Consider the following 12144-nt stretch of genomic DNA (forward strand, 5'->3'; position numbering starts at 1 on the left):
CGCGACCGGCTGCGTATCGGCGCGGGTCTTTCCTGGAACGTGTCGGACGACATGACCGTGCGTGCCCGCTACGACGGCCTGTTCTCCGGCGAGCAGGCCAACCACGCGGCCTCCCTCGGCCTCAACATCCGGTTCTGACGTGCGGCCTCTTCGTGTTCAAAGGGTTTCACGGACCCTCGCCGCCGCCTTGCTCCTTTGCGGCGGCAGCGCGATCGCCCAGGGGCTGCCGGGCGGCGCGACCTCCCTCAACGAAACCCATGCCGATTGGACCCTCACCTGCGCAGCTGTCCAGAGTACGGTGCGCTGCACCGTCTCGCAGGCGCAGGTGAACGGCGCGAACCGGCAGCGCATCCTCGCCATCGAACTGACCCCGGCCGAGGGCGGCAGCGCGGCCAACGGAACGCTGGTCCTGCCGTTCGGGCTCGCCCTCGATCAAGGGATCGTGCTGTCCATAGACGAGGACGCATCGTTGCCGCCGCTGCGCTTCTCGACCTGTCTTCCGGCCGGCTGCCTGGTGCCGCTCGCGTTCGACCGGGACGCGGTAACATCGATGCGGATCGGCACCGCGCTGAAGGTCAAGGCGACCGCGAGCGGCAACGCCCAGGAGGTCGGCTTCTCGATCTCCCTCTCCGGGTTCACCGCTGCGCTCGCAAGGGCCGCGGAACTCGGCGGGCCTTGACCGCCATCCGGCACGGGAAAAAGGCCGTTCAAAAGCCACCGGGATTCGTCACGTTCATCCATTCGGTCCAAACTGGACCAATCGACACGCCACTTCGCATCATAGCCGCCTATCCTTTCCACGGTCCTGCACGGGAGAGCAGGACCGGCCGCTTACTGTCCTGCGGCATGCACTACGGGAGGATCATGGTGCTTTTTGCCGTCCATTGTCTCGACCATGCCGATGCGCTGCCGCGCAGATTGGCCAGTTACGAGGCCCACAAGGCCTATCTCGCCAGCGGATCGATCACAACCGTGATTTCGGGACCGCTGCTCGCCGCCGACGGCGAGACGATGATCGGATCGCTTTTCGTCTTCTCCGCCGACAGCATCGAGGATGTGAAGGCGTTCAACGCGGCTGACCCCTTCACCGCCGCCGATGTCTGGCGAAACGTCGAGATCCATCCCTTCCTGCTGCGCGTCGACAATCGCGCCTGACGGGGAAGAACCGCCATGCAGAACTTCATCTACAATGGCCAGCCGGCCCGCGTCGTCTTCGGCTCAGGCACGATCGCGCGCCTGCCGGAAGAGATCGAGCGGCTCGGCCTGAGGCGTGTGCTGATACTCGCGACACCGCAGCAGGCGGCGGATGCACGGCATCTTGCAGACACCTTCGGCGACCGCGCTGCGGGTGTCTATGCCAAAGCGACGATGCACACGCCTGTCTCCGTCACCGAGGATGCGATGCGGGAGGTGGCGGAGCGGGAAGCCGACGGTTTGGTTGCGGTCGGCGGCGGCTCCACCACCGGCCTTGCCAAGGCGATCGCGCTGCGCACCGATTTGCCGCAGATCGTGGTGCCGACGACCTACGCCGGCTCCGAGATGACACCTATCCTGGGCGAGACGAAGGACGGGGTGAAGGTCACCCAGTCGAGCCCGAAGATCCTGCCGGAAGTGGTCATCTATGACGTCGACCTGACCATGACCCTGCCTGCCGCGATGTCCGGAGTGAGCGGCATGAACGCCATCGCCCATGCCATCGAGGCGCTTTACGCCAGGGAGAGCAATCCCGTCATCGGCCTCATGGCGGCGGAGGCCATCGGCGCTCTTGCAGATGCTCTGCCGGTCATCGCGGGCGAGCCGCAGGACCGCGAGGCGCGCTCCCGGGCACTCTATGGCGCCTGGCTCTGCGGCATCTGTCTGGGTTCGGTCGGCATGGCGCTGCACCACAAGCTCTGCCACACGCTGGGCGGTACGTTCGACCTGCCTCATGCCGAAACGCATACGGTCGTGCTGCCGCATGCCCTCGCCTACAATGCTCCGGCCGTTCCGGCGGCGATGGCAAAATTGCGGGCCGTTCTGAAGACGGACGATCCCGCGACGGCGCTCTATGACCTCGCCGAGCGGATCGGCGCCAAGCGCGCGCTTTCGCAGATCGGCATGCCCGAGAACGGGATCGACCTTGCGGCGGACCGTGCCCTGGCCAATCCCTACTGGAATCCGCGCGCCTTGGAGCGCGAACCGATCCGGGCGCTCATCGCCCGCGCCCATGCCGGCGAACCGCCGCAGACGTGAGACCAGCTTTGCAGGAGGAGTTCCATCATGACCAATGCCGCCGAGCCGGCCCGGCCGAAATATCCGTATTTCGAGGAAGAAACCTCTGTCGATGTGGTCAATGCCCGCATGGGCCCCGACGTCGATCCGCGGTTGCGTATGGTGATGAGCGTGCTCGTCAAACACCTTCATGCCGCTGTCAAGGAAATCGAGCCGACGCATGAAGAATGGTTGCAGGGAATAGACTTCCTGACCGAGGTCGGCCGAATGTGCTCAGAATGGCGGCAGGAGTTCATCCTGCTTTCCGATACGCTTGGCGTCTCCATGCTCGTCGACGCCATCAATCACCGGCGTCCGAACGGTGCCACGGAGAACACCATCCTCGGTCCATTCTATGTGCCTGAGGCTCCGCGCTACGAACACGGCACCAATATCTGCCTGGACGGCAAGGGCGAACCGATGGTCGTGCGCGGGCGGGTGCTGGATACGGCGGGCAAGCCGATCGCCGGCGCACTGATCGATGTCTGGCAAACCAATGATGACGGTTTCTACGACGTCCAGCAGAAGGGCGTACAACCGGACTGGAACTTGCGCGGCGTCTTCACGACGGACGAGGAGGGCAGATACTGGTATCGCTCCGTGAAGCCGCGCTATTATCCGATCCCGGACGACGGCCCCGTCGGCAAGATGCTCGCAGCCCTCGGGCGGCATCCGAACCGCGCCGCGCACGTGCATTACATCGTCACCGCGCCGGGTTATGATCCGATCATCACCCACATCTTCACACCGGACTGCCAATATCTCGCCGAAGACGCCGTGTTCGGCGTGAAGGATTCACTGGTTGCCGATTTCAGGAAGGTCGCCGATCCGGAAAAGGCGCGGCAGCTCGGTTTCGAAGCACCTTACTGGTCCGTGGAATGGGACTTCGTTCTCGCCCCCAAGACAGACGGCAACTGATCGGATTATCCTTCGCCCCTCCGGGAGGAAAATGGCTGGATGAACGATCACGAATTCCTGCGCGTCTACGATTTCGTGGACCGCCTGCGCAAACCTTTCCTCGATGTCGTCGATGTCGAGGACGAAGCGGCCTGGCGCATCGTCCACTATCTCATGCGGTCGGAGCTCGAGGGCTATCCGGTTTCGATCAGCAAGCTCGCGCTCGTCTCGAACCTGCCGCGCGGCACTGCGATCCGCCGCATCCAGAGCATGATCGATAACGGGCTGATCGAGAGGCGGCCGGCCTCCGATACGGCCAAGCGCTTCACCCTGCATCCGAGCGCACGCCTTTCCGACCTCGCCGCCAACTATGCAGCCCAGACGAAGGCGCTGATTGCCGAAATCGTCGGCGGGCGCCACAACGAGGAACACGAGGCGAACTACTATTTCGGAGCGCCGCGACGCGGCAATCCCATCATCCCGCCGATAAATCTCCTTACGAACCGGGTGACCAAGGGCGTCGAGCTGCAGTTCCTCCTGAACGACGACAACTATTTCGCCGCGATGCGCAACATGTGGTCCGACTTCCGCAACAACCTGGCGAGCGCCAAAAGCTTCAAACTGATGCACCAGAACGACCTCTACCGCGAGGGGCTTGCGAACGGGGCGCGGGCCGTTTCGGCCTATGACATCATCGCGATCGACATGCCGTGGCTAGGTGAATTCGCGAGCAAGGGCCTCGTCTTGCCGATCGGTGAGATGATCCGCGACTCGGGTATCAACCCCATGGACTTCCATCCCTCGATCTGGTCCACGACGACCTGGAAACGCGTGGAATACGGCGTGCCGATCTACTGCACGATCGAGGTCCTTGCCTGCCGCTCCGATCTCTTCGAACAGGAAGGGATGGCACTGCCGCGCACCTTCGACGACGTCATCAATGCCGGGCGTGCCTTTCACAATCCGGCCATGGGGCAATACGGCATAGCCTGGAACGCGGCGCATCGGCCGCTTGCCTCCAGCTTCATGTTCTTTCTCGGCTGCTGCGGACAGACCGTGCTGTCGATCCGACGCACGCCCACGGGGTTTTCGACCGAAAATCTCGATGCGCAGCACATGCGTCCGCAGATCGACAGCGAAGCGAGCCTGCTGGCGCTCGATTACATGCACCGCTTGCTGGAAATTGCCCAGCCGGGAGCGCTCGATGCCCATTGGGACGATTCCTGCGCGGCCTTCCTGCATGGCCAGGCCGCAATGGGCTATGTCTGGACGATGCGCGCCGCGCGGTTCGAGGCCGAAGTGCGCTCGGCGGTCAAGCGCCGGGTTGCCTATGTGCCGCAGCCTTCCGGTCCAGGCGGCACGAACACGTCGCCGATCGGCGGCTTTCTGCTGTGCATTCCCTCCAACATCGATCCGAAACGCCTGCCGCTCGCGACAGAGGCGCTTGCCTGGATGGCCTCGCGGGAGGCGATGAAGGAGCATGTGAAGAACGGTTTCCCCGTTGCTCCGCGCTTCTCGGTGAGCGCGGATCCAGAGGCGATCGGCAGCTCGCAGCTCGTCCGCTTCGTCGGCAGCCTCGCCAACCGGAACCTTCTGCGCAACTGGCAGCGACCGCCGGTCCCCTTCTATACGGACATGGAGCGCATCGTCGGCGAGGAAATCCACGACGCTCTCTCCGGCCGGAAATCCGATCGGACGGCCCTGAAGGATGCGCAGGACCGCCTCGACCGGATCATCGAGCGCAAGAGCCTCGACGGCTGAACCGTCAGGCAATCGCACGGATCGAGCCGCCATCCACGCCCCAGACCGAGGACGTGACGAAGGAGGCGAGATCGGAAGCGAGGAAGACGATGACGTTCGCCACTTCCTCGGGCTTTCCGAGGCGGCCGAGCGGAAGCTGCCGCAACGACATTTCATGCTCAACCGCCTTCTGCGGTTCCATGTTGTGGAATTTCCCCATGGTTTCGGCGAAGCCACCGGGCTGGGTCCAGAACGGCGTCCACACCGGACCCGGCGCGACCGCGTTTATGCGGATGTTGTTGGCCCCTTCGGTGCGCGCAAGCCCCTTGGTCAGCGCCAACACCGCAGCCTTAGACGCCGAATAATCGATGGGCACTCCTTCCGGTTGACGGGCAAGGTCCGAGCCGTTGTTAACGATCGCGCCGTAACCCTGCTTGCGCATGACCGGCAATACGATGCGCGTGGCGCGGACGTAGCTCATGAAGTTGAGCGAGAAGGTCTTCTCCCACTCCGCATCTGTCAGTTGGTCGAAGGTGCGCACGGCGCCAGCGCCGACATTGTTGACCAGCACATCGACCCTTCCTTCGAAATGGGCAATCGCCGCCGAGACCTTGGCCTCGATATCGCTCGCCGAGGAAAGGTCGACCTTGAAGGTGTCGGCATTGCCGCCCGCAGCCTCCACAGCCAGCGCCGCGTCCGCAAGCGCGGCCTCGTCGATGTCGAAGAGAGCAACATGGCTTGCCTCGCGGCCGAAGGCCACGGCCGTTTCCCGGCCGATGCCCTTTGCCGCGCCGGTGATCAGCACCACCTTACCCTTGAGATTGGTTTCCATCTGCTTCTCCCTCGTTTCCAGAAAACTGCGCCATCGTGGTTTCAAACGAGCGCCGCGCCGCCTCTTCGAGCGGCAGGACGCGATGCCTTTTCGAGATCACTTCGACCGAATAGAAGCTGTCGAAGCCGGTCTTCCGAATTGCATCGATGAAGGCTGGCGGATCGAGCACCCCCTCCCCGCAGAGCCTGCGTTCATAGATCGTGTCTTCCCAGAGGGTACCGACGACCGCTTCATCGGCATCGTCGAGCTCGACGGACACGACGTATTGCTTCGGGATGCCGGCGACGGCCTCGTAGGCAATGCCGCCCCGGCCGATATGCCAGATATCGAGGAGCAGGCCGCCATTCGGCTGCGCCGCGCCCTCGACGATCGCGCGCGCCGTCTCAAGCGTACGCACGTTCGAGAACGGCATCACTTCGAGCGCGATCTTCGTCCCGTAGCGTGCTGCGTCCTGGCAGATGGCGGCAAAGCTGTCGGTCACCTGCGGCAGATCGATGCCATCGGCATCGAACTGGGGAGCGATCTTGACGTCGCGCGCGCCGAGAACCTCTGCGGCCTCGAAAAGCTCCCGGCGCACCTTGTCCGATGCGGCGCGAAGATCGCCTGAAGCGAACCAATGCGTGATGAACTCCAGCTCGACATGCGGCATGCCGTTGGCATCGAGAATGCGGCGCATTTCCTTGAGGCCGATCTTCCCGCGCGTGGCCTGGAGATCCGCGTGGATCAGGCCCACGCCCTTGTACCCGGCCTTCGCCGCCGCTTCGACACGGTCGGCAAAGGGAAAGGGGCTGATTTCGTTTTCGGCGAAGGGATAGACGTCGCCGGAGATGGTCCAGTACGCGGCGACCAGTTCAATAGGCTTGCTCATCATGAATTCCTCAGACCGACGCGCCTTCCGACCCGGTGCGAAAATCGAAACTGGTGGTCAGGCCGCCATCGGCAACGATCTCCGCGCCGTTGAGCGCGGTGGAAGCGTCGGACAGCAGAAAGAGCGCGGCACGGGCGACCTCAGCCGGATCGAGGATGCGGCCGGACGGTTGCCGGTTCGCCCGCGTGGCAAGGAAGCGATCCGGATCGCTTGCGGATTTCATGTGGCGCTCGAAGAGGCCGGCGAGCATCGGCCCCGGGCTCAGCACGTTCGCACGAATGCCCTGGCGCGCATGGTCCATCGCTACGGTGCGGGCGAGCTGGCGGACCGCGCCTTTCGATGCCGCATAGACGGCAAGCTGCTGTTCGGCAAAGGTCGCATCGATACTGGCGACCGCGACGATCGGGCCGCCCCCGCGCGCGATCATCAAAGGCAGCAAGGCACGAAAAGCGAGCGCAGTGCCGATGAAATTGACCGACATGGTCTTTTCGATCGCCGCCTTGTCGAAGTCGAGGATCGTGCCGACATTCAACATGGCGGCCGACGTGACGAGACCGAGCGTGCCGGGATTGGCCCTGGTGATCGTGTCGGCGATTTGCGACCAGGTCGCCTCCTCGGTGACATCGCCCCGGACATGGGCGTAAAATTCGCCGGCAAGGCCTTCCGGCGCGGCCGCGACGTCGATTCCGATCGTGCGCACGCCGTTTTCCGTCAGCAATTGCGCGATGCCGGTACCGAGACCGGAAGCCGTTCCCGAAACCACCACAAGTTCGGGCAGGGCGTTGCTAAAGACTGGCTCCGCGGCCATGGCGTATTCCTTTTTCCTTGGGTCATGAAAGGGCACGGCGGCGTTCGCCGTGCCCGGATTCAGGATCAACGACCGAGAGCGGCGTCGCAGTCGGAGATGTTTTCCTTGGTGATGATCTCGTGCGGCAGGAAGATTTCCTTCTCCACGGATTTGCCGTCGAGAAGGTCGACAACCGCTTGCGCGGCATATTTGCCGTCATCGATCGGCGACTGCAGCACGGTGGCATACTGCGTGCCTTCGTTGATCTGGTTGACGCCTTCGATCGAGCAATTGGAACCGACGAGCACGAGGCTTGCCGGATCGATGCCAGCGCGCTTGGCTGCGACGATGACGCCGGACATCATGTTGTCCGCCTGGGCGTAGACGCCTTTTACCTCCGAGCCGATCTGCGTGAACAGGGCGGCAGCGGCATCCGTGGCCTTGGTCTGATCCCAGTTTCCGTTCTGCTTGCCGGCAATCTCGATGCCGCCTGCCTTTGCGCCCAGAACCTCCTCGAAGCCCTGTGAACGCTGGATTTGCGGCGGGGTCCCCGGAACACCCTCGATGATGAAGATCCTGCCCTCGTCGCCGAGGCTCTTCTCGGCAAAGCCCTTGATCATCGCCTCGGCGGCCGACTGGCCATTGCCGATGTCGGACGGACCGGTGAAGACGTCCCAGAACTCGGCATACTTTTCGTCCGGCCGCGAGTTCGTGATCACCAGCGGGATGCCGGCCTGCTTGATCTTGCGCAGCGAGGGAACGATGGCGCTCGAATCCGCCGGCCAGAGTACGATCGCCGCCGGATTTTGGGCAATCGCCTGATCGACCTGCGAGGCCTGTTCGGCGGCGTCGTAGTTGGTGATCTTCACTTCGAGGTCGACGCCGGCAGCGCCAGCCACCTCCTTGAAGGCCCGCTGGTGCAGCGCGCAGTATTCGCACTCCTCCGTCACCGTCAGCAGGATCACCTTCGATCCCTTGGCCTCGGCGAACGCTGCCGTCGATACCATCAAACTGCCGAGCAGCGTCGTCGCCGTCATCAATTTTGTCAGTGTTGCAAGATGCATGTGATTGGTCCTCCCGTTTCAAGATTGCACGTCTCCCTGCCCCGCCGGTTGGGCCGGCGGCGGATGAAAGGGGCCGTACGGTGGTTCCGCTACGCGGAATTCCGGGCTCGCGACATCGCGATCCGTTCGCTCATCCATGCGCCCAGCTGGCCGTCGAGCAGCACGATTCCCATCAGCACGAGGCCGTTGGCGAAGAGAATCCCGGTTGCGCCCATGCCGATCAAACTCAAGCCATTGTTCATCACCGTCAGGATCAGCGATCCGATAAGGACATGGACCGGCGTGCCCGATCCGCCCGAAAGCGCCACGCCGCCGACGATTGCCGCAGAAACCGCCTGCAGCATGAGAGAGCTTCCGGTCGTTGCCGCGGCACTCGCAAGGCTCATCGAAAGCAGGCTTCCGGCAAGTGCCGCCGCGACCGCGGAGACGACAAAGACGATCCGCAGCGACCGGCCGACATTCGCGCCGCTCGCGGCGGCAACCTGGCGCTTGCTGCCGACGACGCGGATGTCCCGCCCCATCAGCGTGTAGTGCATGAAGAGACCGACGATCAGGAAGGCGGCGAAAGTGATGACGCTGCGCCATGAGAGAACGGCGAGCATGGGATCGTCGAGGGCAAATCCGAGGTCGAAGTTGTCGGTGCTGACGACCTTGCCGCCGGCGAGCCAGAAGGCAAAACCGGAAAGCGCCATCATCGACCCGACCGTTACGACGAGCGACGAGACATTGAAGCGGCTGATGACAATCGCATTGGCCAGACCCACGAGTGCCGCAAAGGCGAGCGCTGCCACCATGCCGTAAACAAGGCTGTCGCCGCCAACGACAAGCGTGAGAAGACCGCCGGCAGCGACCATCGAGCCGACGCTGAGGTCGAACTCGCCCGCAATCATCGTCAGCGACAAGCCGAGCGCGACCAGGCCGAGCAGCGAGAAGGATTGCAGCAGGGCGTAGAGGTTGCGGCCGCTGACGAAGGCCGGGTTCCAGATCGCGAAGAGTGCGACGAGGATAACGAGAAGAGCAAGGCGAAGCAGGGTCGCGCTGGAGATCGCCTTGGATTTGTGAAGGACCGCCATGGACTACCTCCGAAAGCCGAGCGCAAGCGCGCCGAGAATGACAGAGCCGATCACCACCAGCCCCTTGACGATGAGCTGGATTTCCAGCGAGAGTCCCTTGAGGAGCAGGATGTTCGAGATCATCGCCAGGAACACCGCGCCGATCGCCGCGTCGAGCACGCGCCCCTGCCCTCCCTTGATCGCGACGCCGCCGACGAGAACCGCCGCGATCGCGTCGAAATCCAGTCCCGCGCCGAGCTTGAGGTTGCCCTGCGCCGCCTGGGAGCCGTAGAGCGCGCCGGCAAAGGCGGCGGCCATTGCGGCAAAGACATATGCGAGGACCAGGGTGCGGCCGACGCGCAGGCCGGTGAAGTTTGCAGCCTTCGGATTGAGCCCGATCAGGCGCAGCTCCCGACCGAAGCGGGTGCGCTCCACGATGAAACCGAAGACGATCGCGGTCATGGCGAAAAGCAGGATCTGGTTGGGCAGACCCAGAGTCCGCCCGACGCCAAGCCAGCTTGCATCCCCCTGCCCGACAATCGTCAGACCGCCGGAATAGAAGGACCCTGCGCCGGTGATGATCGACGCCATCGCTATCGTGGTGATGATCGGATTGGTCCGGAACAAGCCGACGGCAATACCCTGGGCGAGCCCGAACAGCCCTCCGATCATCACCACCATGGTCAGGCTTGGGAGCAGGCCGAGATGGAGGAAGGAGGCAAACAGGATGGTGGAGACGGCAGCCGTTGCCCCCATCGACAGCATGAAGAGATTGCCGGAAAGGGTGATCAGCGCCATTCCGACCGCGGCGATGCCGACGGCAGAGGTGGAATACATGATCGCCGATATGTTGGCGCCGGACGAAAATCCCGGGATCGCAAGCGTTGCCCACGCGGCGAGCAGCACGGTTGCAACCCACACCGCAGTCGACTGAATGCGTTCCGGCCGCACCAGGCTGGCGCCGAGCGCCTTCACGTCAAATCCGGCCAACACCGTTTCTCCGCCCGTTGTATTGCTTTTGCCGTTCATGCGGCCCTCCCCGCGGCCGGACCGCGCACGACATCACCGAGGATGGAATCCATCGTGGTCTCCTCGACCGGAAGATCATTGACGATTTCACCCCGGAAGACGGTGAGCACGCGCTGCGACAGCTCCCGGATCTCTTCGAGGTCCGTGGAGAAGAAGAGGACCACGAGGCCCTGGCGGGCGAGTGCCTGGATTTCGCGATAGATTTCGGTGCGGGCGCCCACGTCGACGCCGCGCGTCGGTTCGTTGAGGACAAGCACCTTCGGCTCGAGCGCGACCGACTTGGCGATCGCCACCTTCTGCTGGTTGCCGCCCGAAAGCGTGGAGACCGCGAGCGGCAGCCGGCGGGCATCGATCTGGAACCGGCGGGCAAGGTCGGCGGCCCTCTCACGCGCGTCGGCAAGCGTCAGGATGCCGGCGCGATTGAGGCGGTCGAGGATGGCGGCCGTCAGGTTGACCTCTATCGGCGCGCCAAGGAACAGGCTCTTGCCGGCCCGGTCTTCCGACACATAGGCGATGCCGGCCCGCATCGCGGCGGTGATCGACGTGATGTCGACCGGTGTTCCGCAGATGCGGATGGATCCGGCGTGATGCGGCTCGAGGCCGGCAAGGGTTTCGATGAGGGCATTGGCCCCGGAACCGAGCTGGCCGATAACGCCGACGATTTCCCCGGCGCGGAAGGACAGGTCGACCGGCCGGTATTTCCCGGCAACTCCCAGACGCTCAAGTTCCACCACCGTTTCCGCCGCAGCGAGTTCGGAGCGGTTCCGCATGCTGTGGGCGGACGTCACTTCCCGGCCGATCATCTCCGCGACGAGCTCGTCGTTCGTCCAGTCGGCCGTCGCCTTCGTCAGTATGCGCCGGCCGTTGCGGAACACCGTGGCCCGATCGGTCAACGCGAAGATTTCAGGCAAGCGGTGGCTGATATAGATCACCGCTGTTCCCTGGCTGCGCAGCCAGCGCACCGTCTCGAAGACGCGCTGGATTTCCGCGTCGGAGAGGCTTGCCGTCGGCTCGTCGAGGATGAGGACACGCGCTCCGCGCATCACCGCGCGACAGATTTCCAGGAGCTGCTGTTCGGCGATCGCCAGCCGGCCGGCCTCGACGTCGAGCGGTATGCCGGCAAGGCCGAGCTGGTCGAGCGTTTCGCGCACGCGTGCCTTGTAACGCTTGCGGAAATAGAGCTGCGCAATGTCCGGATCGCCGAGCAGCACATTGTCCAGCACCGAGAGGTGCGGGATGATCGAAAGCTCCTGATAGACGACCGACACCTGTTTCGGGCTCGTAAGCTCACCCGGCCTGAGGAGCGCGCCATCAACGCGGATCTCACCCTCGTCCGGAACCATGAGGCCGGCGATCATGCGCACCAGCGTGCTCTTGCCCGCACCGTTCTCGCCGCAAAGAGCGTGAATCTCGCCGGCATGAAGGTCGAAATCGACGCCCTTCAGCGCCTGGATTCCACCGAACGATTTGCGCAGGTCCTTGACCGTCAGAACGGCATGCATGCTCATGAAACCTCCCGACACCGCGCCTCCGAGCGATGTAAGGAGATGCTAAACGACAATTCCGGATGGCCTACCGCTGATTGGTCCAGATTGGACTGCTTTTCCCGCTCAGGCTATTCCATC

Annotated in this window: 12 protein-coding genes; 5 read left to right on the forward strand and 7 right to left on the reverse strand. The window is 63.8% G+C overall.

Annotation, left to right across the window (positions count from 1 at the left end; translation table 11 throughout):
• Positions 1-187 precede the first annotated feature (187 nt).
• The 5 genes from ACIIOY_RS02535 to ACIIOY_RS02555 are packed head-to-tail and all read left to right on the forward strand — an operon-like array spanning position 188 to position 4908.
• Positions 188-679 carry an invasion associated locus B family protein gene (locus tag ACIIOY_RS02535; protein ID WP_411033052.1) on the forward strand — a complete coding sequence of 164 codons (492 nt, stop codon included), beginning with the start codon at positions 188-190 and terminating at the stop codon, positions 677-679.
• Positions 676-1155 carry a YciI family protein gene (locus ACIIOY_RS02540; protein WP_411033053.1) on the forward strand — a complete coding sequence of 160 codons (480 nt, stop codon included), beginning with the start codon at positions 676-678 and terminating at the stop codon, positions 1153-1155. The genes ACIIOY_RS02535 and ACIIOY_RS02540 overlap by 4 nt, the downstream gene beginning before the upstream one ends.
• 15 nt (positions 1156-1170) lie before the next feature.
• Complete coding sequence (locus ACIIOY_RS02545) at positions 1171-2232, forward strand: maleylacetate reductase (RefSeq protein ID WP_411033054.1); 1062 nt, start codon at positions 1171-1173, stop codon at positions 2230-2232.
• A gap of 27 nt (positions 2233-2259) precedes the next feature.
• On the forward strand, positions 2260-3168 hold the full coding sequence (locus ACIIOY_RS02550; RefSeq protein ID WP_411033055.1) for an intradiol ring-cleavage dioxygenase: 909 nt from the start codon (positions 2260-2262) through the stop codon (positions 3166-3168).
• A gap of 39 nt (positions 3169-3207) precedes the next feature.
• Positions 3208-4908: an extracellular solute-binding protein gene (locus tag ACIIOY_RS02555; RefSeq protein ID WP_411033056.1), complete on the forward strand. Its 1701-nt coding sequence runs from the start codon at positions 3208-3210 to the stop codon at positions 4906-4908.
• 4 nt (positions 4909-4912) lie between these two features.
• On the opposite strand, the gene ACIIOY_RS02560 is transcribed toward ACIIOY_RS02555, so the two are convergent.
• From ACIIOY_RS02560 to ACIIOY_RS02590, 7 genes are all read right to left on the reverse strand, one after another.
• Positions 4913-5719: an SDR family NAD(P)-dependent oxidoreductase gene (locus tag ACIIOY_RS02560; protein ID WP_411033057.1), complete on the reverse strand. Its 807-nt coding sequence runs from the start codon at positions 5717-5719 to the stop codon at positions 4913-4915.
• Positions 5697-6590 carry a sugar phosphate isomerase/epimerase family protein gene (locus ACIIOY_RS02565; protein WP_411033058.1) on the reverse strand — a complete coding sequence of 298 codons (894 nt, stop codon included), beginning with the start codon at positions 6588-6590 and terminating at the stop codon, positions 5697-5699. Before ACIIOY_RS02565 ends, ACIIOY_RS02560 begins: the two co-directional genes overlap by 23 nt.
• Before the next feature lie 7 nt (positions 6591-6597).
• Entirely contained in the window at positions 6598-7395 is a 798-nt protein-coding gene (locus ACIIOY_RS02570) for an SDR family NAD(P)-dependent oxidoreductase (RefSeq protein ID WP_411033059.1), read from the reverse strand.
• Between the two features lie 65 nt (positions 7396-7460).
• Entirely contained in the window at positions 7461-8438 is a 978-nt protein-coding gene (locus tag ACIIOY_RS02575) for a sugar ABC transporter substrate-binding protein (protein ID WP_411033060.1), read from the reverse strand.
• An 89-nt stretch (positions 8439-8527) separates the two neighbouring features.
• The gene (locus tag ACIIOY_RS02580; protein ID WP_411033061.1) at positions 8528-9511 is read right to left on the reverse strand and encodes an ABC transporter permease; all 984 of its coding nucleotides are present in this window, start codon (positions 9509-9511) and stop codon (positions 8528-8530) included.
• A 3-nt stretch (positions 9512-9514) separates the two neighbouring features.
• Complete coding sequence (locus ACIIOY_RS02585; RefSeq protein ID WP_411033062.1) at positions 9515-10519, reverse strand: ABC transporter permease; 1005 nt, start codon at positions 10517-10519, stop codon at positions 9515-9517.
• On the reverse strand, positions 10516-12027 hold the full coding sequence (locus ACIIOY_RS02590) for a sugar ABC transporter ATP-binding protein (protein ID WP_411033063.1): 1512 nt from the start codon (positions 12025-12027) through the stop codon (positions 10516-10518). Before ACIIOY_RS02590 ends, ACIIOY_RS02585 begins: the two co-directional genes overlap by 4 nt.
• Positions 12028-12144: the final 117 nt, after the last annotated feature.

The organism is Shinella agrisoli, from assembly GCF_046557955.1.
Classification (GTDB): Bacteria; Pseudomonadota; Alphaproteobacteria; order Rhizobiales; family Rhizobiaceae; genus Shinella.